This is a genomic window from Kistimonas asteriae (assembly GCF_018263925.1).
Taxonomy (GTDB): Bacteria; Pseudomonadota; Gammaproteobacteria; order Pseudomonadales; family Endozoicomonadaceae; genus Kistimonas; species Kistimonas asteriae.
Genome location: NZ_JAEVHF010000001.1, coordinates 239,644 through 265,999, shown reverse-complemented (window position 1 = coordinate 265,999; position 26,356 = coordinate 239,644). Strand labels below are relative to the sequence as shown.

The window sequence follows — 26,356 nt, the reverse complement described above, 5'->3', positions numbered from 1 at the left end:
TCCTGTTTTGAGGGTGTTCTATGTTTGGCGGGTTTCGTTCCTTCGTGGCGCCGCTGGTGGGGTTGACCATTTTTTCTGCGGCAAATGGTTATTTGATGTCGCTGGTCCCGTTGCGCTTGAACCTGGAGGGGAGCGGCAGTTTCGAAATTGGTCTGGCGGCCGCGTTGTATCATTTTGGTTTGCTGTTGGGGGCTTTTCGAACGGAGCGCATTATTAGCGCCATTGGGCATATTCGGGCATTTGCAGCCTTCATGGCGCTGTTGGGAACCGTCGTCGGTATACAGGGATTGGTCAGCGACCTGGTGCTCTGGCAGGTGTTGCGGTTATTGTCAGGGATTGCTGTGGCCGGGATCTTCCTGGTGGTTGAGTCGTGGCTGTTATCGGGGAGTGAACCGTCTAATCGGGGCACGCTGCTGGCGCTGTATATGATTTCCTATTATGGGGCGAGTGCGGCAGGTCAGATGTTCCTCGGACCGTTTGGGGTGGAAGGCTACGCGCCATTCCTGGTGATTTTGGCTTTGTTGGCGGCCTCCAGTATGCCACCTTCGCTGACCCGCTTGCCGGCGCCACCCATTCATCCGCCGTCAGCGCTGAATATTTTCAAGCTATATCAGCTGACACCTTCCGGTCTGCTGGGGTGCATGGCCAGTGGTCTGGCGATTGGTTCATTGTATGGCCTGCTGCCGCTGCATTTTGCGGATCAGGGGGTGGATGATAAAACCACCGGTAATCTGGTGGCCATCACCATTCTGGGTGGGATGTTGCTGCAATACCCGGTCGGGCGTCTTTCTGACCGGGTGGACCGTCGTAAGGTGTTAATTGCGATCAGCTTCCTGGGGGTGGCAGTATCGGTATTCCTGATATTGTCGCTATTCAGTACCTTAATGTGGGTTTGGCTCTTCCTGTTGGGGGGCGTGATATTTACGTTGTACCCCTTGGCTATTAGTCATGGTTGTGACCATATGCCGCCGGAGGATATGGTGGCGGCGACACAGGGGATGCTTCTGGCTTATAGTCTGGGCGCTACCATCGGACCGCTGGGTTCCTCGGTGGCCATGAAGCTTGCGCCGAATGGTCTGTTTGTCTCGCTTGCGGTGGTTATGTTAGCGCTGGCGGTCTTCTTTATCTTCCGTCTGCGGCAGCGTCCGCCGATTATTACCGGCCCCGAAGAGGTGTTTGTGCCTATGCCGGGTCATACTCCGGTGGTGTCAGAGATTAACCCGAGAACCGATCAGGATGCCTTGGTGGATAAATGATTCCGGTGAGATGGGTCAGATGAATACCTTGGCTAGATGCTGGTGGCGGGATCGCCAAAAGCCTTGTTGATAAAACAGGGCTTTTTTATTGGGTAATGTGTTGCGTTACGCAGAGTGAGGCTGGGGAGGTGAATCAGAAAATGTCAGGCATAAAAAAAGCCTGTCAGTGACAGGCTTTCAGAATGTGGTCGGGGTAGAGAGATTCGAACTCCCGACATCCTGCTCCCAAAGCAGGCGCGCTACCAGACTGCGCTATACCCCGTTATCTCACCCGTGATTCGTGAACCGTCTCGTTGGGTGCGGCGCGTACTTTAAAGGATAACGTTCTGTAATTCAAAAGTTTTTTTTGGTGTCAGCGTTTTTTTACAAAATGCTCAATAGTGTTGTGTGGCCCCAGGTTGGGGAAATACTGTAACGTCCGCTTGTAATGGGGCAGTGAGCACATAAGCTGTATGAATAGGAAAAGATTATTCGTAACAGCCATGTGAGCAATGCTTGTGCATTCGAGCAAATGAATGATCGGAGGTCATGGTTTTGTCAGGCATCAGAAAAAGAATGGCTTAAGGGGAAAGGGAATTATGGCATCGCTTTATGATCGCATTGGCGGTGGTCAGGCTATTTTGCTGGCAGTGAATGTCTTCTATGACAAGGTGTCGAATCATCCCGTAGTGGGGCATTATTTCTATAACCTTGATATCGACAAACTGGCCAGAAAACAGGCGGCTTTTCTCTCGATTGCGTTTGAAGGCCCGTTGGATGATGAGGTCAGGGGGCTTCGAGAAGCCCATGCCGGCCTGGGTATTACCGACGCTGAATTTGATATTGTCGCCAACTGTCTGGAAGAGACTCTGGTGGAGATTGAGGTTGATGAAGCGTTGCGAAAAGAGGTGCTTGGCATCGTGGAGGCCACACGAAAAGATGTCGTACAACGCTCTGATTCCGGCCATATTGATCCTTATGAAGGGTGATGCTTTGTCAGGTACGCTATCTTGACAGGGCGTTGTTTGCTTTACTGGTGACGGGTGGCCATTTGGGCAGACAGTCAGTCTGCTGGTGGATTCAGTTGATTCGTTATTCTGATACTGCTCCTGTGTGAGTAGTCTTTATCTTGCTATTCTCCCCATTTCCGATGTTTTCCCTGTTCATTTAACAGGCCGTTAACGGTCGCAGAATGCTTGATGTTAAGGCTATAATCGGTCACCAGTCGGGTCATGAACCCGAAAAAAGCTATAAACATAAAAGAACAGCCGTCGCATCGTCGGCGTGTCATAAAGCGGGGTGCCAGTTTGAAACCGGTCAGAGTAGGCATCTGTGGACTGGGAACAGTCGGCAGTGGAACCGTGAACGTACTTGTCCGGAACCGCGAGGAAATTACCCGGCGGTTGGGACGCAGTGTAGAAATCGTGCAGATTGGCGCAAGGCGGGATAATCCTGCCTGTGACACCACGGGGATGAATGTGACCCGTGATATCTTTGATGTCGCCAATAATCCTGATATCGATGTACTGGTTGAACTGATTGGCGGTTACGACACCGCGAAGAAACTGGTATTGACCGCGATCGCCAATGGCAAGCATGTGGTGACCGCAAACAAGGCGCTTATTGCTGAGCACGGCAATGAGATTTTTGCCGCCGCCCGGGAGCAGGGTGTGATTGTCGCCTATGAAGCGGGTGTGGCGGGTGGCATTCCTGCGATCAAGGCGCTGCGGGAAGGGCTTTCTGCCAACCGCATTCAGTGGCTGGCCGGTATCATCAACGGCACCGGTAACTTCATCCTGACCGAAATGCGCGACAAGGGCAGCCCGTTTGCTGATGTCCTCAAGCAGGCCCAGGAACTGGGTTATGCAGAAGCTGACCCGACCTTCGATGTGGAAGGGATTGATGCCGCGCACAAACTGACCATTCTGGCGTCCAATGCCTTTGGTATCCCCCTGCATTTCGATAAGGCCTATACCGAAGGCATCAGCGCCATTACACCTCAGGATATTCAATACGCCACCGAATTAGGTTACCGGATGAAACACCTGGGGATTGCCCGCCGCCGTAGTGATGGTGTCGAACTGCGCGTACACCCGACGCTGGTACCGGCAACGCACCTGCTGGCGAGCGTAGATGGTGTGATGAACGCGGTATTGATGGAGGGTGATGCGGTGGGGCAGACCCTCTATTACGGACCCGGTGCCGGCAGTGACGCGACGGCTTCCGCCGTAATTGCCGATATCCTGGATGTGGCGAGATTGCTGGATGCGCCAGCCGCAGCGGTTGCGCCCCTGGGCTTTGTTGAAAGTGATCCGCAGATTCCGGTGCTGCCGATTGACAAGATTCACTGCAGTTATTACCTGCGGCTCCATGTCAGCGACCAGCCGGGTGTGCTTACCCGTGTGACCGAGATCCTCAGCCATAATGGCATCAATATTGATGCGCTCATGCAGAAAGAAGTGCGTGAAGGTGACGGCTGCGCCGACATTGTGATCCTTACCCATGAAACCCTTGAGGCCATCATGGATACCGCAATCATTGAGCTGGAGCAGCTCGCGGATGTGACCGGTTCCATTATCCGGATTCGTGTTGATCACCTGGAGAAGTAAGCGATCCATCCCTGTTGCCCTGTCCGTAGCCTGTGAACCCACGACGGACAGGGTGGTCAGAATAACAGGTGCGCAGGCGCCGTCATAAACGGAAGCACAGCAGGAAGACAGTGTGAAATATATCAGTACCCGTGGCGCTGCCCCCGCGCTGGATTTTGAAAATGTACTGCTGGCCGGCCTGGCGTCGGACGGTGGTCTCTATGTTCCCGAAGAACTTCCCCGTTTTTCCGCTGACCAGATTGCCGGGTTTGCCGGATTGTCTTATTCCGGGCTGGCCTATGAAATTATCCGTCCGTTTGTGGGCGGCACCATTCCTGATGAACGACTTAGAACGATTATTGAAGAAACCTATGCGGGTTTCAGTCACAGTGCCGTCGCACCGCTGACTCAGTTGGGCCCCAATGAGTGGGTGATGGAATTGTTCCATGGTCCAACATTGGCGTTCAAGGATTTCGCCCTGCAATTACTGGGGCGTCTGTTGGATCATTTCCTGACCCAGCGCGATGAGCGGGCGGTTATATTGGGCGCCACCTCCGGCGATACCGGCTCTGCTGCCATCGAAGGGTGTCGCCACAGCGATCACGTCGATATTTTCATCATGCATCCCCATAACCGGGTGTCTGAAGTTCAGCGCCGTCAGATGACCACGGTGCTCAGTGATAATGTGCACAACCTGGCGATTGAAGGGAATTTTGATGACTGTCAGGCGATCGTGAAGGCCAGCTTTGCAGAGCAGGGTTTTCTGAATGGGGAGCGCCGGCTGGTAGCGGTGAATTCCATCAACTGGGCACGGATTATGGCGCAGGTGGTGTATTACTTCCATGCGGCATTGTCGCTGGGTGGTCCGTCCCGTCCAGTTTCCTTTGCCGTGCCCACGGGGAATTTCGGGGATATTTTTGCCGGCTATATTGCTCGTGGAATGGGATTGCCTGTCCAGCAGCTGATAGTGGGCACGAATCGTAATGACATCCTGCATCGATTCTTCAGTGCCAACAGTTACCGTAAGGAATCGTTGGGGCATACCTTGTCACCGAGTATGGACATTATGGTTTCCAGCAACTTTGAGCGTTTGCTGTTTGATCTCCATAATCGCGACGGCAAGGCGATGGCTGAGTTGATGGCAGAGTTTGATGCCTCAGGTGCGATCTCCATTGATGAGTCCAGGTGGCAATCAGTCAAAACCCTGTTTGATAGCCAGTGTGCCAATGACGATGAAACCGTTGCGATGATTCGGCAGGTCTTCGACCAGACCGGATACCTGTTGGATCCTCACTCCGCGATAGGTGTCAAAGCTGCACGTGACTGCCATGCTTCCAGTGAGGTGCCGGTGATCACGCTGGCTACGGCGCACCCGGTCAAGTTTCCGGATGCCATTCTGGCGGCAGGACTGGATGCCCCGGCGTTGCCGCATCATCTGCAGGATCTGCATAGCCGGGAAGAGCGGATGGGAGTGTTGCCCAATTCGCTCTCAGTCGTGCATGAGTTTATTGCCACGACACTGCGCTAAGTTGTTGTCAACTTTCACTAAAGGCCGGTAAAAATACCGGCCTTTTTGTTGATTGCTGTTTTGCCTGAATCCTTCATAGAGAAAAAATCTGGCAGCTGCCCGCCTGTGTGCCATGTTTTTCTGTTTTAAAAAAGGATTGATGCAGTGAACAGCGCAGAGAATAGCAACATTAAAACGCGGAAGTTTGTCATTATCACAGCACTGGGTTGTGTGCTGGAAACCTACGACTTTCTGATTTATGCCTTGATGGCGCCTTACCTGTCATCCGTTTTTTTTCCTGCCGAAGCGCAGGTGGAAGGGTTGCTGTTAACCTTCGCCACTTTCAGTGCCGGTTATCTTATCCGTCCACTCGGCGGTGTGTTGTTCGGCCACCATGGTGACCGCCGAGGGCGGAAGAAGCCCTTTGCCTGGACCCTGTTACTGATGGCGTTATCGACAGCGCTTATGGGGTGTTTGCCCGGATACCGTGAGATAGGCGTTGCCGCGCCTGTCGCCCTGCTCATGCTGCGGTTGCTGCAGGGGTTGTCCATGGGCGGAGAGTCGGGAGGGGCATTCACGTATATTCGTGAGATTCTGCCAAAACAGTGCTATGCCGGCTGTGGTTGCATTGTGCTGGGTATGTTCGCCGGGCTGACCCTGGGATACCTGATACATGCCGGGTTACTGCTGCTCATGACGATTGACGCCATGGCAGCCTTCGGCTGGCGTATCCCCTTCTGGATCGGCGGATTGCTGGGGGTAATCGGGTTTGTGATCAGAACCCGTTTTCAGGAAACGCTGTCATTCACACAGCTTCAATGCCAGGGAGGAATTGAGGCTGTGCCGTTGGCGGCGTTGTTTAAGCGTCACAGGGGAGCCGTGTTGTGTGGTGTGCTTTGTATCGCCCTTAACAGCACAACAACCATTCTCATTAATGTGTTTTGGCCAACCTATCTCGAAACGGTATTTACCGAATCCCGGCAATGGCTGTCGCTGACGGGGGGCGTCGTGTTGTTATTGGCAGGGCTATGTTCTGTTGGTGTAGGTTTTGTGGCGGATCGAGTGGGTATCCGTAAAGTGTTTGTCTTTGCGGTCATTATGGAATTTCTGCTGATGTTTCCAATATTTTATTTGCCGGCACAGTCAGAACAGTGGCTGGCGCCTGCGTTTATTCTGGGTGCCTTTCTGACCGGTGTTGTCAGTATTGCCGGACCGGGTATGTTGCTCCAGCTTTTTCCGGCCGCCGTCAGGTATACGGGGATTGGTTTTACCTACAACACGGGCTTTGCGATATTTGGTGGTTGCGCACCGCTGGCCGCAACCTGGTTGATACAAAAAACGGACATCGTCTGGTCACCGGTTTTGCTCTTGATGGCTGTCACCTGTATTGCCTGTCTGGTGCTTTACATGACACGGGACAGGCATGATGTGAAGACTGGCATGATAAACAACGATGGGTGTATAAGTTGATGCCGTTCTGCTAAACGCAGTATCAATGCATCGGTGTCATAGATGTGTAGAGTCCTGGTGCTTACTGGTAGAATGGATGATCAGTAAGCGCCGCCGGCTTTCTCATTCACTACACTGTAGTTCCTCTATGACACTATCTATCGTGCAACGCACACCCGATCTGTCCCATGCCTCGTTCCCAGCTGACATGCCTCTGTTGCTACAGCGTATCTATGCTGCGCGTGGCGTGCTGAATGATCAGGATCTTGCCCGAACTCTCAAGGGGTTGTACCGCTATGAAGACCTTAAGGGTATCCGGGAAGCTGCGACGATACTGGCTGATGCTATAAGCAGTCGTAGTCGTATATTGATTGTCGGGGATTTTGACTGTGATGGTGCAACCAGCAGTGCCCTTGCCGTCAGGGCACTACGTGCCATGGGGGCGGCCTGGGTGGATTACCTAGTGCCGAACCGATTCGAATATGGCTATGGGCTGACACCGGAAATTGTTGAAGTCGCCACGGCGAAACAGCCCGATGTTCTGGTGACCGTCGACAATGGTATTTCCAGCATGGCTGGGGTAGAAGCTGCCAGAGCGCTGGGGATACAGGTGGTTGTGACCGATCACCACCTGGCAGGGAAAGAACTACCTGCGGCGGATGCGATAGTAAACCCTAATCAGCCGGAGTGCCCTTTCCCCGGAAAAAATACGGCGGGCGTCGGCATTATCTTCTATGTACTTTGTGCCCTTCGTACGACGCTGGAGGAGCGTGGCTGGTTCAGCCAAAGCGGCATGGCAAAACCGAATATGGCAGATTTGCTGGATCTGGTGGCATTGGGTACGGTCGCCGATGTTGTCAGCCTCGATACCAATAATCGGATTCTGGTTCACCAAGGTCTGGCGCGTATTCGTGCTGGACGTGCCTGTGCGGGTATTCTGGCACTGGTGGATGTCGCCAGGCGTCGCAGGGATACGTTGTCGGCAACGGATTTGGGGTTTGCATTGGGGCCTCGCCTGAATGCTGCGGGTCGGTTGGATGATATGTCCCTGGGTATTGAACTGCTGCTGACTGACGACATTCTGCAGGCGCGGCAGATGGCGGCAGAGCTCGATAGCTTGAACGAAGAGCGCAAATCCATTGAGTCGGGTATGCGTGATGATGCCTTGCGTGCGCTGGCCAGGCTGGAACTGGATGAAGAACAGACGCTTCCATGGGGGCTGTGCCTGTTTCAGGAGGATTGGCACCAGGGGGTGATTGGTATCCTGGCGTCTCGGGTGAAAGAAAAGCTGCACCGTCCGGTGATTGCATTTGCCGCCAGTCAGGACGGTGAAATCAAAGGGTCAGCCCGTTCCATTCCCGGCTTTCACATACGCGATGCGCTGGATGCCATTGCCACCCGTAATCCCGGGTTGCTCCTGAAGTTTGGTGGTCATGCCATGGCGGCCGGATTGAGCATACGACAGAAAGACTATGACCGGTTTGCGGCAGCCTTTGATGAGGAAGCGCGGCGCATTATTAAGGAAGACCAGTTAAAAGCTCTTATGTTGACAGACGGGGAGCTGGCAATGAATGACTTCACAATGGCAACGGCCGAATTGCTAAGAGAGGCCGGTCCGTGGGGGCAGAATTTTCCCGAGCCGGTCTTTGACGGATGCTTTGAATTGATCGAGCAGCGCCTTGTGGGTGAAAAACATCTGAAGATGGTCCTGATGTGTCCCGGCGCGGATCACTGGATTGATGGTATTGCTTTCAATGTCGATACTGGTACATGGCCGGATCTGTCCGTCAAAAAAGTACGGGCGGTCTATAAGCTGGATATCAATGAATTTCGCGGTAACCGCACATTACAGTTACTGGTTGACCACCTGGAACCTGCTGGATAAGAGGGTATTGAATGCAAGATGGCAGAATCATGGCTTTGGACTGGATCTCTCAATAGCTATTTCCAGTGCTATGATTTTTTGAGCCAGACGATTGGGGTCAATCGATAACTTTCCGTTAGCGATAGCTAGACGAGCTTCCTCTATCCGGTTCCAGTCAATATCCGGTTCAGGCGTTACATTTGGTTTTAATGGCTCTTCAGGGGGTGATGTGTTGGTTTTGGGCATGATTTACACACTCAAGAAATGAATTTTATGGTTAGTCTGATGTTCGTTATCAGATCACTGTTGTGATTAAACAGTAATCACTATGCTAATCACAAATGAATCAAATTTTCCAGCTGTGCTGTTGGGGTGGGAAAACTGCCAATGTATTCGAAGAGGCACATTGACAGCCATTCGTTATCGTTACGGAGAGGATGATTGTGGCGGCAGGCTAGAGTGTTTCAATGGAATCTTCTACAACTCAAATGCTTGGATTAGTTGCTGCGACCACGTATTCAGGCGCTGTTCGGTCAGGTTGAATTGCTGGTCTTCATCAATGGCGAGTCCAACAAAATGGCTGCCGTCCGGTGTCAGTGCTTTGGATTCCTCGAAGTCGTACCCTTCCGTTGACCAGAAGCCAACGACGGTGGCTTTCTGTGCCACGATGACGTCATAAAGCAGTCCCATGGCATCAAGGAAGTAGTCCCCGAAACCGAACTGGTCACCCAGGCCAAACAGAGCGACGGTCTTACCGGAAAAATCCAGTACTTCCAGGCTGGGCCAGAAGTTTTCCCAGTCCTCCTGTATACCGCCGAAGTCCCAGGTAGGAATCCCCAGAATCAGTTTGTCATAGCGATCCATATCATCCGGACCGGCTTCGGCAATATTGTATAAATCGATTTCTGCACCGGTCAGTCGTTCCGCCAGTTTGCGGGCGATCACTTCCGTATTGCCGGTATCACTACCAAAGAAAAGTCCTATTTTAGACACGTGTCGTACACCTTATAGAGCAAAAACTATCTCGAAGAAAAACACTATCAGCGCCTTGCGGCAGGGGTGAAGCATGTATGTTGCATTAGTCCGGTATGCCTCCCTGAGTGAGGGCGGCAGGATCCAGCAGGTGTTGCAGTTCCTCGCGGGTGAGATCGGTTTCCTGTTCTGCAACATCGATAATTGGGCGGCCTTCCTTATAGGCTTTCTTGGCGATTTCGGCTGCTTTCAGATAGCCAATTTTAGAGTTGAGTGCTGTGACCAGGATAGGATTCAGCGCCAACGCTTTATTGAGATTGTCCTGGTTAACCGTAAATGTAGTGATTGCCCGGTCTGCCAGTAGCGTGGCACTGTTGGTCAACAGGTCGATGCTTTGCAGCAGGTTGTAGGCAATGACTGGAAGCATGACATTCAACTGGAAATTGCCGGACTGACCGGCAAGGGTGATGGTGGTGTCATTACCGATCACCTGTGCAGAAACCATGGCGACGGCTTCAGGAATCACCGGGTTCACTTTGCCGGGCATGATGGATGAACCGGGTTGTAATGCTTCGAGTGCAATTTCGCCAAGTCCGGCCAGTGGGCCAGAATTCATCCATCGCAAATCATTACTGATTTTCATCAGTGCGGTCGCCAGTGTTTTCAGGTGGCCTGACAGTGTGACGGCCGCATCCTGACCTGACAGACTGGCAAAGCACTGTCGGGATGGGGAGAAGGCAATACCAGTCTTGCTGGTCAGTGTCTGGGCAAAACGTGTCGCAAAATCCGGATGGGCATTGATGCCACTGCCAACCGCAGTGCCACCCTGCGCCAGTCGATGCAGGGCGGGTCTTGCCGTTTCCATCATTTCGCGGGCATGAAGGATTTGATCAGCCCAGCCATTAAGTTCCTGGCTCATTCTGATCGGCATGGCATCCATTAAATGGGTGCGGCCGGTTTTGATGATTTGATCAACGCTGTCTGCTTTACCTCGAATGATGGCTTCCAGATGTTTCAACGCCGGCAGCAATGATGCGTCCAGCGCCAGAGCTGCACTGAGATGAATGGCTGTTGGTATGACATCATTGCTGCTTTGACTCATGTTGACATGGTCATTGGGGCTGACAGGTTCCCCGAGCATTTCGGATGCCAGGTGGGAAATCACCTCGTTGGCGTTCATGTTGCTGCTGGTACCGGAACCGGTCTGGAATACATCGACGGGGAAATGCTGGCTCCATGCTGACATGGTGGGTGCTTCCAGCAGTTTGGAGCACGCATTAATGATGGCATCTGCGCGGCCGTCATCGAGCAGTTTCAATGCGCGATTGGTATCAGCGGTTGTTTGCTTGATAAGAATCAGCGCACGAATAAAGCCGTCTGGCATGTGCAGGCCACTGACAGGGAAATTGTCGATGGCACGTTGGGTTTGGGCGCCATAGAGCGCATCGGCAGCAACGGTGACTTCACCCATGCTGTCGGCCTCTGTTCGGGTGGCTCCTTTTGATTTGCTTGGCATGGCCTTGATTCCTTTACAATTGTCACAGGGTCAGGGTGAGAAGTAGTGGCTTACCAGCTGCATTTCCCAGTGTAGTTTCCTGAGTGAAGCTTTACCTCTGGGATGGCTGCCATAAAAGTGGTTCAGACTCACTAGGGGGCGATAGAGCCGGTCCAGACAATTGGTGCGAAACACCCTGGGGCGCAGGGGATCGGCAATAGCGTTCAGCAGATCATTAAAAACACTGAACAGCAGGGCTTCCTGCTGAAAGCGCTTGCCAGACTGCTGCAGGATGTCCGCCAGGGTGATAGCTTGGTCAAGGTAACGATCAATCAGGCCGGGGCTATCGGGATCAGCCCCTGTGCTCATGAAATCAAGGCGGGTCTGGTGAAGCACCTGCTCTTGCTCAGCCAGATTGGGGTTTGCTTTCATCATGGCAGTATCACCCAAATACATATTTTAATAAATGATAATCATTCTCATTAAATATTCAAGTCATCATGCTTCCAGAGATCGGTCGTGGTGAGTGTATTTTGTCCTGACAGGCAATCTGGTACAGTTATCGGCTTTGTCTCAGTAACAAGATTCAGCGCGGAATTACAGTAATGGAAGTCAATCCCATCGTGAATAACATCAAAGATATGACCGAGCGCACCACTGTGCTCAGGGGGTATCTTTGACTACGCCAACAAGAAAGACCGGTTGGTAGAAGTTGAAAGAGAGTTGGAAGACCCGGCTGTCTGGAATAATCCGGAAAATGCCCAGGCGCTGGGGCGCGAGCGCTCTCAGCTGGAAGGGGTGGTACGGACCATTGAGGATCTGACCCAGGGTCTGATGGATGCTCAGGAACTGCTGGACATGGCCGTTGAAGAAGGCGACAGCGACGGTGTGGATGAAATCGTCGTTGAATTGGAAAGCCTCGGGCATCACCTGGAGCAGCTGGAATTCCGGCGCATGTTTTCCGGTGAGATGGATGCGAATAACGCCTATCTGGATATTCAGGCGGGTTCCGGGGGCACAGAAGCTCAGGACTGGGCCAACATACTGCTGCGCATGTACCTGCGCTGGGGCGAAAAACGCGGTTTCAAAACGGAAATTATCGAAGTTTCTGCCGGTGAAGTGGCAGGTATCAAGTCCGCGACAGTGCAGTTTACCGGCGAGTATGCCTTTGGCTGGCTGAGAACGGAAACCGGTGTTCATCGTCTGGTGCGTAAGTCGCCGTTTGACTCCGGTAATCGCCGGCATACGTCGTTTTCATCGGTATTTGTATCTCCGGAAATTGATGACAATATAGAGATTGAAATCAACCCGGCGGACCTGCGGGTCGATACGTACCGTTCCAGTGGTGCAGGTGGTCAGCACGTTAACACCACGGACTCGGCGATCCGTATTACCCATATGCCGTCGGGTATTGTCGTACAGTGCCAGAACCAGCGTTCTCAGCACCAGAACCGTGACAAGGCCATGCAGCAGCTGAAGGCCAAACTCTACGAGCTGGAAATGCAGAAGCGCACGGCGGATCAGCAGGCGCTGGAAGACAGCAAGTCGGATATCGGCTGGGGCAGCCAGATTCGCTCCTATGTACTGGATGCATCCCGCATCAAGGATTTGCGTACAGGCGTGGAAACCAGTAACTGTAATGCGGTACTGGATGGCGATCTGGACAAGTTTATTGAGGCCAGTCTGAAACAGGGACTTTAAGCGTCCCCCCGTATATGATCGGGAAAAAATCTGTGCCATCTTCTATCATTGATTCCAATCCGGAGCGGGCGAGGCCCGCTCCCTGAGTTTTCAGGACAGCTACCTAACATGTCGAACGAAACCGCTTCCGAGAACAGCGTGACAGAACAACAGGACGAAAACCGCCTGATTGCCATGCGCCGTGAGAAACTGGCCGCGATCCGTGAAAAGCGTAACGCGTTTCCCAATACCTTCCGCCGTGAGCACTATGCGGGCAAACTGCAGGAAGCGTATAAAGATGCCAGTAAAGACGGTCTGGCTGAGGCCGGTATCCAGGTAAGCGTCGCTGGTCGTGTCATGTTGAACCGTGGTGCTTTCATGGTGCTGCAGGATATGTCCGGCCGCATCCAGTTGTATGTGGATCGTAAGTCACTGGCCGCTGACACCCTGGCAGAGATCAAAACGCTTGACCTGGGCGACTCCATCGGTGTTTCCGGCACCCTGCAGCGTTCCGGCAAAGGTGATCTGTACGTCAATATCGAGCAGTTCGAACTGCTGTCCAAGTCACTGCGTCCGCTGCCTGAAAAGCACAAGGGTCTGGCTGACATGGAGCTGCGTTATCGTCAGCGCTATGTTGACCTGATCACCAGCGAGCGTTCCCGTGAAGTGTTCCGTATCCGTTCCAAGCTGGTAGACGGTATTCGCCGTTACCTGGCAGAGCGTGATTACATGGAAGTAGAAACGCCCATGCTGCAGGTGATCCCTGGTGGCGCCACCGCGCGTCCATTCGTCACCCACCACAACAGCCTGGATATCGGTATGTACCTCCGTATTGCACCGGAGCTGTACCTGAAGCGTCTCGTTGTGGGTGGCTTCGAGCGGGTGTTTGAAATCAACCGTAACTTCCGTAATGAAGGTCTGTCCACCCGGCATAACCCGGAATTCACCATGCTGGAATTCTACCAGGCCTATGCCGATTACCGTGACCTGATGGATCTCACCGAAGATATGCTGCGTACACTGGCGCAGGATATTCTGGGTTCCACCACTATCACCAACACGATTTACGACAAGAGCGGTGAGGTGGCGGAAACCGTCGAATATGATCTGGGTAAGCCGTTTGTGCGTATGTCGATGGTGGAATCCATTATGCATTACCGCCCGGACATCACCCGTGAGCAGCTGTCTGACCGCGAATCCGCCAAAGCGGTGGCTGAAAGCCTGGGTATTCAAGTGAAAGAGATCTGGGGTCTGGGCAAGATTCAGACTGAGATCTTCGAAGAAACCGCTGAGCACCAGCTGATTCAGCCGACCTTCATTACAGAGTACCCGGCGGAAGTTTCACCGCTGGCACGTCGTAATGACGATAACCCGCACATTACCGATCGTTTCGAGTTCTTTGTCGGCGGTCGCGAGTTGGCTAACGGCTTCTCCGAGCTGAATGACCCTGAAGACCAGCATGAACGTTTCATGCAGCAGGTGCAGGAAAAAGACGCCGGTGATGACGAAGCCATGCACTATGATGCAGACTATATTCGGGCGCTGGAATATGGCCTGCCGCCGACGGCAGGCGAAGGTATCGGCATTGACCGTCTGGCCATGCTGTTTACTGACTCACCCTCTATCCGGGATGTGATACTGTTCCCCCATATGCGCCCAGAAGCATAAGACCGACTGGCCGGTGCTCGTCACCGGCCAACCCGAAGGACTGGCGGGCCAGGGACTGGCCGTGGCAAACCTGGAAAAATCAAGGCATTCCTTATGGAAGCGATCAAAGAAACACCACAATTGGTGGAAGGCCTGACCTACAAGGGCCGGAAAACCAGTCGAGCCGGCAGTGAACAACGGCGACGGGCTATTCTTGAGGCGGCGCTTCGTATCGTCGTGCGGGATGGTGTTCGAGGTGTGCGACACCGCGCGGTTGCTAAGGAGGCGGATGTTCCTTTGTCTGCTACCACATATTATTTCAAGGATATCTCTGACCTTATTACCGACACGTTTACGCTGTTTGTCGAAATGGGGGCCGAGAAGTTTCGTTCCTATTGGGAAGATTCACACCGTACGCTCCATAATACCATCGCGCACATTTCGGATTCTGCCGAATCCGGTCAACAGCTGATTAACGCCATGACGGACCTGGCGGTTGCTTATGTACTCAATCAGCTGCGTCATCACCGGGATTATCTGATGGCAGAGCAGGCCTTCAAGCTGGAGTGTCTGCGCAATGAAAACCTGCGACCAATTGCCTTCAAGCATCAGCAATACCTGCTGAATGATCTGGTGGCATTTTTCAAGCAGGCAGGTTCAGACAATGCAGAGATGGATGCCCGTTTGATGTTCACGGCGATCATGACCGTAGAATATGAAGGCTTGCTTCAGAATCCGGATCATCTGGATGAAACGATTATTCGCGGCTACCTGCATCGACAGATTGAACTCATGCTGCATCATGTCGTACTGCGCTGATTGACGCGTATGCTGTTACCGTATTCTCAGAGGCATTCATTCTCGCGTGTCTTTGCGAATGCGGTTTCCTTCTACCCCTGCCCCTGTAATAGAATGCCCGCAAAGACTGATAGAGCGGGATATCATGAAGTTAAATCACCAGGCCCAGTTGCTTGCCGTTGCCATCGTTACGCTGATAGCAACCGTCTTTGTTCTGGATTATTACGGTTATCTTCGTCACTCCAATGAATCTGATGCAATGTATATGGCGGAATTCAGCTTGATTGCCAATGTGCCTGGACAAGATCAGTACGTCTCCCATATTCCTGCAAAAAAGCGAGCTCGTTGTATAGACCATTACCTGGTGTTGGAGTCTACAGAAACGGCAGGGGCAGTGGGTTTGTTGGTTGACAGAAAACAGCGTCCTGTTCGCTGTGAATTTAATGGGGAGCTTTAATCATGCCTGGCGTTGTTATTGAAGAAAGCTGGAAGGAGCGTCTCAGCGAGGAGTTTTCCAAGGATTACATGCGTAATCTCAAAACCTTTCTTTTGGGACAAAAACAAGCCGGTAAATGCATCTACCCGAAAGGCAGTGAATACTTCCGAGCGCTGGATCTCACGCCTTTTGACCAAGTTAAAGTCGTGATTCTTGGCCAGGATCCTTACCATGGACCGGGGCAGGCGCATGGGTTATGTTTTTCCGTCAGGCCCGAGGTGCAGACTCCTCCTTCTTTGGTGAACATGTACAAGGAGCTACAAAGTGATCTGGGTATACCGCCGGCTAACCATGGCTTTCTCGAGCATTGGGCAAAGCAGGGCGTACTGCTGCTGAACAGTGTGCTGACGGTTGAACATAAACAGGCAGCGTCACATCAAGGGCGGGGTTGGGAGCAGTTTACCGACCGAATTGTGTCTGAGTTAAATGAGAAAAGGGAGAACCTGGTTTTTATCCTGTGGGGTTCGTATGCTCAGAAAAAGGGGGCATTCATTGATCCGCAGCGTCATGGGGTGATCAAGTCCGCCCATCCTTCGCCACTATCGGCATATCGGGGCTTTTTTGGTAGCCGCCCTTTTTCCAGAACGAATGAATACCTGGTTGCTCATGGTATAGGACCGATCGACTGGCAGTTGCCGGATGTGAGTGGATTTGTCAGCAGTGAGCCGACGTTGCAGGAAGCGGATCAGATTTGAAGCTTGTTTTTCATGGCTCGTGCCATCTTGCTGCGTTTTTTCTGTTTTTTACGGTTTTTCTTGCTGGTGGAAGGCGCTGTTGAGCCCAGTTGTTGAAGTTCTTTTTCTGCTTCATTACGTTTTTCAGCGGATTCCGGAATCTGCTCCATAAAAGCCTTTCCTGCGCCTTGCTCCAGGCCAAGTTCCTGGCGCATGGCATCCAGTTGCTTGAGTTGGTCTTCAACGTTGTTAACGAGCTTGTTGTTCTCGTAGATTGCGTTATGCAGGCTTTCGTCTTCAGTCGCCATGATTAGTTAATGTTCCTGATAATATTCTTGGCCTGATCGTACTGGCTCTTCATGAAAGTGGAGGCCAGATCCAGTGACTGGGTGTATTTCTTGTTGTAAGAATCCAGCTTTGTCAGCTCGATATTTGAAATGCTGGACACGGAATCCCGCATATCCTTGATCTGGGTTTGCAGGTTGGCAATTTCTTCCGGGGTCAACAGGCCGGTTCCGCTGGCGTCATAGACGGTCACACCGACTTCTTCCAGCAATTTGGCATCTTCCGGGGTCAGTACCTGATTGTAGACATTACTGCTCTCGTCGATCGCCGAAGCCTCTTCGTGCTGACGCTCCTCTGTGATTTTACTGCCGAGTTTCAGCTCGCTGCCCTCATAGACCCAGTCATCCGCCTGATCACCCATCTTGAAGACGTGGCCGTCATTGGTGGCTTGATCCAGCATGGCGCCATTGAGTGCGGGTTCACCAATTTGGGGTTTGTTATCCGCAATGCCGGTGACTTCGATAGACTGGTTGCCTTTGGTGATCGTCAGTGAGTCGGTATAGACGTTACCGTCTTTTCTGTCTTTGGCGGTGGTTTTCACTTGGATTTTTGTGCCGTCATCCAGCATAAAGGTGCCGTCAGACTGGAAGTCCCAGTAGCCGTTTCGATCGCCTTCTGAGACGTGGGGATCACCCCATATTTTTGTGCTGTTACCATTGGCATCGACGATCGACCAGGCTTCGCTGTTTCCATGGATGACAATCTTGTTGCCATTATCGAGTGCTATTTCTTTGGGATCCTTCTCGTGATCGACCGTCCAGGTGGGTTTGCTGACGGTTTCTGTCTGGGTTTTGTGATTGGCCAGTTTTGAGTAGATCTGGTTTAGCTGCTTGATCTGGTCGTTCTGGCTTTTTACCAGTGCTGCCTGGTTGCGGATCTGTTGATCCAGCATCTCGGAACGATCCAGCATGGTTTGCATCATCAGGTCAGCCAGGCTGAGCTTTTCCCCTGAAGCTTCGCCGATGCCTTTTAGATCGACACCTTGTATACCACCTGTTGATCCAATGTTCTGGCCAGACATGACGCCAAACTCCCTTTGTGTCTATCGATACCTGTGGTCAGCCTTGCGGTGTGTCAGTCGTACGTTAAATACGATCTGTCACGGATGACCGTCATATAAATTTGCCTCGCCGCTTTCGGCCCCCGCTTTTGTTCTCGGCAGGTTCAGGCTCGCCCCGCATTTTACGTTGTTCTTTGCGCTCGGCCTTCTGGCGACGCTTCTCCAGCGAGACCGCTTCCTTGATATCGTTTTTGAGCTGGGTTTTCCAGTCATTCGTCTCTTGCATGGCTTCCTTGAGGTCTTCGCCAGAAACCAGGCCTTTCTCGTTGGCTTCCTTGATAAGGTCAGGGTCATAGCCCAGATCGTTCTTGATGGTGGCAAAGCGGGTGATTTGCTCTTCTGCGTCAGCGACTACCTGGTCCAGTTTTTCGCTCAGCAGCTCTGACCGGCTTTTGCGTTTCTTGGGGCTAACGGTCGTGGATACGGGCATATGGCTCTGTTCTCCCTGCCTTATGGACAGGCGTAACGGATTGTCCAGTAACAATATATGTTCTTTAAGCATAGATGAGTGAAGGGCGTGCGAGCCTTGAGGCGTGCAGTAAGCGGGTCGTCGAGGTTTGGTTTGCAAGAAATCGAAATATTTTGACTTATTATTATGCTGATTCATGATATACCAGCCATCTGCCGTCGCGGCTTGCAGTGACTGATGGGTGTTTGTGTTTCCCACATGGCATCAGGGGAGGGTGTTTTAATGGGGCAGAATCCGGTTCTGGTGGAAGAGTTAAAAAGCGATTCCGGTAAGATTATTGGTCATGTCTGTCTGAATGCCCGGGACACGCTGAATGCACTGTCGCTGGATATGATTGACCAGCTATCCGCAACGTTAACAGCGTGGCAGTCAAACGATGACGTCGTGTGCGTTATTCTGTCAGGTAGCGGCGATAAAGCCTTTTGCGCCGGCGGAGACGTCAAAAACCTGTATCAGTCCATCATTGACTGTGATTATGGCGATAATGCCTATGCCAGTGCTTTTTTCTCCCGCGAATATCGACTGGATTATCAGATCCATACCTACGGCAAACCACTGATATGCTGGGGCAACGGCATTATTATGGGGGGAGGGATGGGTCTGATGGCTGGCGCGTCTCATCGGGTTGTCACGGAATCTACCATGATGGCCATGCCGGAAGTCACCATCGGTCTGTTTCCCGATGTCGGAGGTACTTGGTTTCTGAATAAGATGCCGGGAAGGCTGGGATTATTTGTGGGGCTGACCGGCGTCAGAATGAAGGCTGCTGATACTCTCTATGCCCGGTTGGCGGATTATTACCTTGATGCCATGCGATGGGATGACCTGTTGCAAACATTGATCGCTGCACCCTGGCATAGCGAGTCGCCGGTGAATTGTCAGCAGGTCACTGACATCCTGTCTTCATTAGCGCGTGAACCGGATGGCGAATCTTCGCTGCAAACGTATCAACCTCTGATCGACACCTTAATGGATGTCGCATCCCCTGCAGATGTTTTGGCCAACCTGACGAAACCTGACTTGCCATCCTGGTTCAGTCGACCTTCACAGACACTGGCAACGGGGAGCCCGGTTTCTGCATGGTTGGTGTTTGAGCAGTTGCGCCGGGGGAAGGCGCTCTCTCTGGCGGATATCTTCCGTATGGAATTGACGATGGCGATCCAGTGTACACGCCATAGCGACTTCGCTGAGGGCGTCAGGGCCTTACTGGTTGAGCGTACGAATGACCCTGGCTGGCGTTATCCTTCCATTGAAGATGTGCCCATGACACAGGTGGATGAGTATTTTTCGATGGATTGGCCTGAAAACAGGCATCCACTGGCTGATCTTTGATGAATATCATGGCAAGGACTGGGGGTTGTGTGCGCTGAAGTAGCCTGGCTATGTAAGCTGTCAGCTTTCAGATAAACTTGCTTGCGGCACGAGAATTATTTCTGCTCCCGAACAAGATTAGAATTTCATGCGAATATCTGGAGTACAGGCAGTGTGGATCTGCTGCCTGCTGGCGTTACTCTCATTGGTCCTGCCTGTCTCAGCAGCGGATGATCTGCTGGTGTCGCGGAGTTACCAGTATCAGCCGCTGACCGTAGCCTATCAATCCCATGTGCCACTGATGTATACCAATGATCAGGGCGAGGCCGAAGGGCTTGTCATTGAGCTTTGGAAACGATGGTCCAAGCGGGTGGGGATTCCTCTGCGATTTGTTGAAATGACAAAAGAGGAGGCCCTGGAGCAGGAGCAGCGAGGCAGGGTCGATATCATTGCTGCTATTCCCGATTTCGAGGAGTGGCCGGACAGCATCGATACGGATACCACCATTCTGATCGCCAATGCGGGTCTCTATGTCTCCAATATTGATACCAATAAAAAACGGATTAAGTCACTGAAAAGTGAAGCCGTGGGCGTCATTGCTGGAAGTCGGTGTGAGTCTGTCCTGAAATCGGCGGGTTACCGTTTTCTGGTACGTTACCCGGATTATATGGCATTGATTAATGCGGCCTCTCAGGGGGATGTGCGTGTCATTGCAGGGCTAATGCCTGCGATTGAATATTTTTTGGCAAACCGCGGCATTCTGGATGATTTCCGTGTGGTCGAGAAGCCCCTGTATTCCACAACGTTCAAAGCCGGTGTCTCAAAATCCCACTTTTATCTGCCGCGAATGATTGCCCAGGGAATGGACAGTATCCCTGTATATGAAAAATCACAGATACAGGATGATTGGCTTAAGCGCTCAGATACCAGTAGTCATGATGCATCCGTGTTGACGGTCGCGGTCGATAATGGCTTTCCTCCACTGGCTTTTGTGAATGCGCTGGGCAAGCCGGCAGGCCTGTTCATCGATATGTGGAAGCTCTGGTCTGAGAAGACCGGACGGCCTATTCGCTTCAGGACGGGCAACTGGAGTGACAGTCTTGAAGCACTGGAAAATGGCAAGGCGGATATTCATTTTGCCCTGACCCCTACCCGTGACAGGCAGAAATGGATCGCCTTTTCTGAGCCGCTGTATGGGATGTCTTCGACACTCTTTTACCGCAGTGTCGATATGCCTGTGAGTAGCTACAGTGACCTGGCGGGTGTACGCATTGGGGTTCTGGGCGACTCGTCACAGCAGTCCTTTATGGAGCAGTGGTTGCCGGAAGCCAAAATCATCACCTTCAGTAACAACGAACAGATGATTCATGCATTGCTGGAGGGTGAAATCCGTACCTTTGTTGGTGAGCCGGTTGCGATTCGTATCATATTGAATCAGTTAGGCGTAATCGGTGAAATCACCGCCAATGATAATAGCCTGGTGCGAGAAACCATGGCGGCGGGCGTACGCCTGGATAACGCCGACGTACTACCGCTCATCAACCAGGGCTTTAATGCGATCACCCCGGCAGAACTGGCGGCCATTGAAGAACGTTGGATTGTTGAGGCCTCGGACCGGTTTTTTGGCGTGAGTTTCCGTCAGCTGGATTTAACCTCGCAGGAAAAAGAGTGGCTTGAGGAACACCCGGTCATTCGTGTGGTGGTGAATCAGACGATGCCGCCACTGTCTTTTGTGGGTGATAATGGCCAGCTGGAAGGAGTCGCGATCGATTACTTAAAGCTGATTGAAGATCGTCTGGGGGTGACATTCCAGATCAGCGGGGTGACCAGTTGGCAGGAAAGTCTGGGTCTGATTTATCAGAAGCAGGCTGACATGAGTTCTTCCGCACTGTTTACGGAAGATCAGGGCAAGTACCTGGATTTCAGTAAGTCCTATCTCGAAATACCCTCCGTGATTATTACCCGTGATGCTGATCATAGTATCCAGGGGGTAAATGACCTTCACGGCAAGACAGTGGCCTTTATACCGGGTACTGGCGTGCGTTCCTATTTACGTAATCACCAGGTCAAGATGCGGCTGGTGGAAGTACCCAGTGTTTCTGCTGCATTCAAGATGGTTTCGCTGGGGCATATCGATGCCTTTATTGTGAACCTGGCGACGGCCAGCTACATGATAGACCGGCTGAAAATTACGAATCTGCGGGTGGCATCCGAGGCGGGTTTCAGTTTTCGATATCGGATGGCCAGCCATAAAGATGATCCCACGCTGAATACCTTGATCAACAAGGCATTGAACTCCGTATCGGAAGCGGAGCGACAGACCATTGAGGAGCAGTGGGTCAGGCTTGGGGTGGATACCTGGCGACCGAATAAGGAATTCGCCATTGGCCTGCTTCTGATTATTTTCACCCTGGTTTTGATTGTTTACTGGAACCGTAAACTGGCTAGGGAGGTTGCCGAGCGTCAACGGGTTGAATCGGTGCTCAGGATTCGAGCGGAGGCTGATCGGGTACTCAGTAACGTGACCCGGCAGTTCATGGATAAACCGCTGGAAGAGGCGATTCGCTTTACCTTGCAGGTTCTGACGGAATTTATGGCCGCTGATCGAACCTATGTGGTTCGTTACGATAACGATAGTCGAGCTGTCTCTGTGCCCTTCCAATGGTGTCGTGTTGGTAGCTGGATGGGGCAGGAACGGTTGAGAGATTTGACCTGCAGCGACTATCAACCACTGCGAGAAGGGCCTTTGGCGGGTCAGGTCTGCCAAGTTAGCAGGAATGAGCTGAATGGTGAAACGGCACCCGCGCTATTGGAGACCATGACGGGGCTGGAAGTACAGTCTGTCATTCATGTGCCGATGATGCTGGCCGGGAGGGCGGTAGGCAGTATTGCTCAAGTGACAGGTGACTATGACAAGCACTGGAGTGCAGATGAGATTATTCTGTTACGCCGTGCTGGCGAGTTGATTGCCATCGCCCAATCCCGAAAAAATGCCGAAGATGCCTTGAGGACGAGCGAAGAGCGCTATCAGCTTGCTATGGAGGCAGCGTCTGACGGATTGTGGGACTGGGATCTTCACGAGGGAAAAATCTATTTCAGCCCACGCTATATGCTGATTCTGGGGTATACCCCCGGAGAGGTGCAAGGGACGCCATCGGCCTGGAAGCGCTTGATTCATCCCGACGACAAGGCCGCAACGGTCAAATACATGAACGAGATGTTCAGCCATTGTCGCGAACCGTTTCAGTATGTTTATCGCATGCGCCGCAAGGATGGCAGTTATGCGACAGTGCGCATTAAAAGCAAAGTGATATCCCACAGCCTGGAAGGCCGTCCGTTACGGGCGGTGGGTACGCTGGTTGATATCACGGAACAGCGTATGCGAGAGAGAGAATTATCCATGGCCCGTTTCTCTCTGGATAATTCCGCCGACCAGGTGCAGTGGGTCAGAAAAGACGGTAGTCACAAATACGTCAATAAGTCGATCTGTAAGGCGTTGGGGTACAGTCAGGAAGAGTTCCTGAACATGAATGCGATGGATATCACATTGGGCCTGACTGAGGATGCATGGAAGCAGCAATGGGAGAAGGTCACAACCGGTAAACTGTCGACCTATGAGGTGCTGCGAGTCACACGGGATAATGAAGTATTTCCGGTCGAAATCACCGCGAATTACATGGAATATGAAGGTGAGGGGTTTCTCTTTGCTTCCGGGCGGAATATCTCGGATCGCAAACAGGCAGAAGCCGCCCTTCAGAAAGCCAAGGAAGAGGCGGATCAGGCAAACCAGGCCAAGAGTCATTTCCTGGCCAATATGAGCCATGAAATTCGTACGCCGATGAATGCGATTATCGGACTCAGCCAACTGGCCATGAAAACCCAGTTGTCGCCCCGCCAGCGGGACTATTTCCAGAAGATCCATGCGGCAGCCGACTCGTTGCTGGGGATCATAAATGACATTCTGGATTTCTCAAAGATCGAAGCCGGCAAGCTGGATATGGAAGAAGTGGTCTTCGACCTGTCGGCAGTCTTTGCGCATATGACTAATATGCTCAGCATGAAAATCAGGGCCAAGGAAATCGATTTTCAGTGCAAGATTGCTGAAGATCTTCCTATCAAATACATTGGTGATCCCGTTCGGCTGGGTCAGGTGCTCTTAAATCTCACGCACAACGCTGTCAAATTTACCGATGAGAAAGGACGGGTGACCGTCAGTGCGGACTTGCTCAGCAAAGAGTCAGACAAGGTGAAACTCCAGCTTACCGTTGAGGATACGGGTATTGGTATACGGAGTGAGAAGCTGTCACGTCTGTTTGCCTCTTTCTCCCAGGTAGATGGCACGACGACACGGAAATTTGGTGGGACAGGTCTGGGGCTCGCGATTTGTAAACGTCTGGTTGAGATGATGCATGGCAGTATTCGTGTGGAGTCCAAGCCTGGAAAGGGAAGCATGTTTACTTTCACTGTCGAGCTGGGCATGGCGGATGAGAATGCTGAACTGGCAGATTTGCCGGAGTCATTGCATCAACTGAGACTCACCGATAATACCGGCTTGAATGAAGCGGCCATTCTGGCGGATGAGGCGATCGGCAAGCACTTTACTGTGCTATTGGTGGAAGACAATGAGATCAATCAACAGGTTGCCACCGAGCTGCTTGAGATTATGGGGATTGATGTCATCCTCGCAGTCAATGGCAGGGAAGCGGTGGACATGGCGCGTCAGAATCGGGTGGATCTGGTCTTCATGGATATCCAGATGCCGGAAATGGATGGCTACGAAGCAACCCGAATCATTCGACGAATACCTGAATTGGCAACATTGCCCATTGTAGCCATGACGGCACATGCCATGGCGGGTGATCGTGAGCGTTGCATTGAAGCGGGCATGAATGACCATATTTCCAAGCCATTGATTTTCGATGAGCTGTATAGCTTGGTGTTACGATATGTTCACGATAAAGAGAATGATGCAGGTTTGCCGTCTGCCAGTAAGCCTGTTGAGTTGCCGGGTATCGACATTGAGCAGGGTCTGCAGCGTGTGATGAATAATCGTGCGCTCTTTTACCGGTTATTAGCTACGTTCCGACGAGAGCATGCTGCGTCGGCTGCGGTTATTCGTAAGGCGTTGGGGGAGAGGGACTATGACGCTGCACTGCATGAGTGTCACTCATTGAAAGGTGGAGCGGGTAATATCGGTGCCGTCAGTGTGTTCCGAACCGCAAAAGCACTGGAATATCGATTGCGTCAAAATCCGGCATCCGATATTGATTGTGAGGACCTTCTTCTCCACCTGGAAAGTCACCTGTCAGAGGTTCTGGCAGGGCTGGACACACTGGAGCAATGTGAGACGGCGCCCGACGAGCTGCCTTCTTCGATACCGGTGAATCCTGCGACTGATATTGCTGAGATCATTGATCAGATACGTTTGAAACTCAGGGAAGGCGATGCTGAGGTTATTAACTATTTCCCGCTGCTGGCGTCTGAGCTTCAGGCGGATTGCTATACGGAAAAGCTGAATGACCTCAAGCAATGCATGGAGCATTATGATTTTGAGGATGCCGGTAAAGTGCTGGAAGAATTGCTGCAGGAGATCGCGTGAAGTAATGCTTCGCGCCTGATATCAGCACAGGCACGAAACAGTATTTGTGACCCCTGTATTTATGCGTCTACGTCGTAAGGGAGCGACTCAACAGAGAGCGGTGCATTTATAGACGATTCTGTTGAAAGCGTGTCACCCATCGCATCTGATCGTAGAACGGCTAAAATTTCAGTGTTTTCAGCGGTCATGGCAGAGACGATTTCCCCGGCACTTTTTCCTGATGATGTCAGTACTTTCGTGCCGGGTGTTGGTAGTTCTTCCAGTGTGCCGGTAAGGCGATAGAGCCGACTTTTCAGTTTGCCGAGATATTGCATGCGGGCCACAATCTCTTGCCCGGTATAACACCCTTTCTTGAAACTGACGCCTTCCAGTATCTGCCAGTTGAAGTGCTGGGGGATATACGCTTCGCGGATTTCCGGAATAACCCAGGCGATGCCGTTCCGTATATCTTCACACTGCCAGGCGCTGGTTGGCTGCACCTGAAATAATCCAGTCAGGCGAGGCCACCAGGTATCGACGGCGTCAGGCTGAAGCCACAACTCATAGCGGTGGTTGACGCCGGGAAGTCGCAGTAGGCGATAGCCACCACCACATTCGCTGTGGTTGGGCTCTGGAAGGGTGAAGTGGTTGCCGAGTGCTTTTTCGCAGGTATCCCCAAAAATGCCAATCCGGAGCCATTCGCCTGAGGCGTCACCAATTTCAGCTTTGTAAAAAACAATGTATTTGCTGAGATGGGTTTTCAGGGCGTCGTGCTGACTGTTGCTGTCACTGGCCGGCATGGTGAGTAACAGCTGACTGTCATGATTCAGTACCCTGAAGTTTGCAATCATTCGGCCTTTGGGGGTGCAGCAGGCGCCAAGGCTGCTGTGTTCAGGCGCAAGCTGGCTGATGTCGCACGTCACCTGGCCCTGCAGGAAGCGCGCAGCATCAGGGCCCGATACAGACGTTATGGTCTCATGGCTGAGAACAGTCATGCAGTCACTGTTGTTAGCCGGTGATGGATTGTCCGCCGCCAGTCCCAGGAATGTGTTACCAGAGAAACGCCCGCCCAGTGCTTCGAGCCGGTTTTTCCAGTTATTGTCGCTCATGGTGTATCGTGAATCGTCGATGGATGAGGGCTCATCATAGAGCATTTTGGCATTTGATAGCACTACTGAAATCCCTTTC

Annotated in this window: 21 protein-coding genes and 1 tRNA gene; 13 read left to right on the top strand and 9 right to left on the bottom strand. The window is 52.2% G+C overall.

Annotated features, from left to right (window positions below):
* Positions 1-20 precede the first annotated feature (20 nt).
* On the top strand, positions 21-1,256 hold the full coding sequence (locus tag KHS78_RS01280) for an MFS transporter (protein WP_211824425.1): 1,236 nt from the start codon (positions 21-23) through the stop codon (positions 1,254-1,256).
* A 185-nt stretch (positions 1,257-1,441) separates the two neighbouring features.
* Here KHS78_RS01280 and KHS78_RS01275 read toward each other — a convergent pair.
* Positions 1,442-1,518: transfer RNA gene (locus KHS78_RS01275), tRNA-Pro, on the bottom strand.
* Positions 1,519-1,834: 316 nt separating this feature from the next.
* Here KHS78_RS01275 and KHS78_RS01270 point away from each other — a divergent pair.
* From KHS78_RS01270 to recJ, 5 genes are all read left to right on the top strand, one after another.
* Positions 1,835-2,224: a group I truncated hemoglobin gene (locus KHS78_RS01270; RefSeq protein WP_211824423.1), complete on the top strand. Its 390-nt coding sequence runs from the start codon at positions 1,835-1,837 to the stop codon at positions 2,222-2,224.
* Positions 2,225-2,542: 318 nt separating this feature from the next.
* On the top strand, positions 2,543-3,844 hold the full coding sequence (locus KHS78_RS01265) for a homoserine dehydrogenase (RefSeq protein ID WP_211824421.1): 1,302 nt from the start codon (positions 2,543-2,545) through the stop codon (positions 3,842-3,844).
* 112 nt (positions 3,845-3,956) lie between these two features.
* Complete coding sequence (gene thrC / locus KHS78_RS01260) at positions 3,957-5,351, top strand: threonine synthase (protein ID WP_211824419.1); 1,395 nt, start codon at positions 3,957-3,959, stop codon at positions 5,349-5,351.
* Positions 5,352-5,495: 144 nt separating this feature from the next.
* Positions 5,496-6,800: an MFS transporter gene (locus KHS78_RS22540; RefSeq protein ID WP_211824417.1), complete on the top strand. Its 1,305-nt coding sequence runs from the start codon at positions 5,496-5,498 to the stop codon at positions 6,798-6,800.
* Between the two features lie 127 nt (positions 6,801-6,927).
* On the top strand, positions 6,928-8,664 hold the full coding sequence (gene recJ, locus KHS78_RS01250; RefSeq protein ID WP_246505974.1) for a single-stranded-DNA-specific exonuclease RecJ: 1,737 nt from the start codon (positions 6,928-6,930) through the stop codon (positions 8,662-8,664).
* 27 nt (positions 8,665-8,691) lie between these two features.
* Here the strand turns inward: recJ and KHS78_RS01245 are convergent, their stop codons facing one another.
* The 4 genes from KHS78_RS01245 to KHS78_RS01230 form a co-directional block, all read right to left on the bottom strand.
* Positions 8,692-8,889, bottom strand: a complete 198-nt coding sequence (locus tag KHS78_RS01245; RefSeq protein ID WP_211824415.1) for a flagellar biosynthesis anti-sigma factor FlgM — start codon at positions 8,887-8,889, stop codon at positions 8,692-8,694.
* A gap of 231 nt (positions 8,890-9,120) precedes the next feature.
* The gene (fldB, locus tag KHS78_RS01240; RefSeq protein WP_211824413.1) at positions 9,121-9,636 is read right to left on the bottom strand and encodes a flavodoxin FldB; all 516 of its coding nucleotides are present in this window, start codon (positions 9,634-9,636) and stop codon (positions 9,121-9,123) included.
* An 85-nt stretch (positions 9,637-9,721) separates the two neighbouring features.
* Complete coding sequence (locus tag KHS78_RS01235; RefSeq protein ID WP_211824411.1) at positions 9,722-11,131, bottom strand: class II fumarate hydratase; 1,410 nt, start codon at positions 11,129-11,131, stop codon at positions 9,722-9,724.
* 30 nt (positions 11,132-11,161) lie between these two features.
* The gene (locus KHS78_RS01230) at positions 11,162-11,545 is read right to left on the bottom strand and encodes a hypothetical protein (protein WP_211824409.1); all 384 of its coding nucleotides are present in this window, start codon (positions 11,543-11,545) and stop codon (positions 11,162-11,164) included.
* A 170-nt stretch (positions 11,546-11,715) separates the two neighbouring features.
* On the opposite strand from KHS78_RS01230, the gene prfB reads away from it, so the two are divergent.
* The 5 genes from prfB to ung all read left to right on the top strand — a co-directional run bounded on the left by prfB (position 11,716) and on the right by ung (position 16,426).
* Positions 11,716-12,811, top strand: a protein-coding gene (gene prfB, locus KHS78_RS01225; protein ID WP_211824407.1) for a peptide chain release factor 2 whose coding sequence is annotated in 2 segments (ribosomal slippage) — positions 11,716-11,787 and positions 11,789-12,811 — 1,095 coding nt in all. Because the reading frame shifts where the segments join, the coding sequence is not laid out codon by codon here.
* Between the two features lie 108 nt (positions 12,812-12,919).
* Positions 12,920-14,458 carry a lysine--tRNA ligase gene (gene lysS / locus KHS78_RS01220; RefSeq protein ID WP_211824405.1) on the top strand — a complete coding sequence of 513 codons (1,539 nt, stop codon included), beginning with the start codon at positions 12,920-12,922 and terminating at the stop codon, positions 14,456-14,458.
* A 93-nt stretch (positions 14,459-14,551) separates the two neighbouring features.
* The gene (locus tag KHS78_RS01215; protein ID WP_211824403.1) at positions 14,552-15,256 is read left to right on the top strand and encodes a TetR/AcrR family transcriptional regulator; all 705 of its coding nucleotides are present in this window, start codon (positions 14,552-14,554) and stop codon (positions 15,254-15,256) included.
* Between the two features lie 124 nt (positions 15,257-15,380).
* Positions 15,381-15,692, top strand: coding sequence for a PA3694 family proteiin (locus KHS78_RS01210; protein WP_211824401.1), 312 nt, complete (start codon positions 15,381-15,383; stop codon positions 15,690-15,692).
* 2 nt (positions 15,693-15,694) lie between these two features.
* Complete coding sequence (gene ung, locus KHS78_RS01205) at positions 15,695-16,426, top strand: uracil-DNA glycosylase (protein WP_211824399.1); 732 nt, start codon at positions 15,695-15,697, stop codon at positions 16,424-16,426.
* On the opposite strand, the gene KHS78_RS01200 is transcribed toward ung, so the two are convergent.
* From KHS78_RS01200 to KHS78_RS01190, 3 genes are all read right to left on the bottom strand, one after another.
* Positions 16,417-16,713: a hypothetical protein gene (locus KHS78_RS01200; protein WP_211824397.1), complete on the bottom strand. Its 297-nt coding sequence runs from the start codon at positions 16,711-16,713 to the stop codon at positions 16,417-16,419. The two genes, ung and KHS78_RS01200, sit on opposite strands and share 10 nt — an antisense overlap.
* 2 nt (positions 16,714-16,715) lie before the next feature.
* Positions 16,716-17,771, bottom strand: a complete 1,056-nt coding sequence (locus KHS78_RS01195) for a DUF1521 domain-containing protein (protein WP_211824395.1) — start codon at positions 17,769-17,771, stop codon at positions 16,716-16,718.
* A 91-nt stretch (positions 17,772-17,862) separates the two neighbouring features.
* The gene (locus tag KHS78_RS01190; RefSeq protein ID WP_211824393.1) at positions 17,863-18,240 is read right to left on the bottom strand and encodes a hypothetical protein; all 378 of its coding nucleotides are present in this window, start codon (positions 18,238-18,240) and stop codon (positions 17,863-17,865) included.
* A 261-nt stretch (positions 18,241-18,501) separates the two neighbouring features.
* Here KHS78_RS01190 and KHS78_RS01185 point away from each other — a divergent pair, with 261 nt between their 5' ends.
* Both KHS78_RS01185 and KHS78_RS01180 read left to right on the top strand, forming a co-directional pair.
* Positions 18,502-19,611: an enoyl-CoA hydratase/isomerase family protein gene (locus KHS78_RS01185; RefSeq protein WP_211824391.1), complete on the top strand. Its 1,110-nt coding sequence runs from the start codon at positions 18,502-18,504 to the stop codon at positions 19,609-19,611.
* A gap of 127 nt (positions 19,612-19,738) precedes the next feature.
* Complete coding sequence (locus KHS78_RS01180; RefSeq protein WP_211824389.1) at positions 19,739-25,189, top strand: transporter substrate-binding domain-containing protein; 5,451 nt, start codon at positions 19,739-19,741, stop codon at positions 25,187-25,189.
* A 59-nt stretch (positions 25,190-25,248) separates the two neighbouring features.
* Here KHS78_RS01180 and ygfZ read toward each other — a convergent pair whose 3' ends face one another.
* The gene (ygfZ, locus tag KHS78_RS01175) at positions 25,249-26,340 is read right to left on the bottom strand and encodes a CAF17-like 4Fe-4S cluster assembly/insertion protein YgfZ (protein ID WP_211824387.1); all 1,092 of its coding nucleotides are present in this window, start codon (positions 26,338-26,340) and stop codon (positions 25,249-25,251) included.
* Positions 26,341-26,356: the final 16 nt, after the last annotated feature.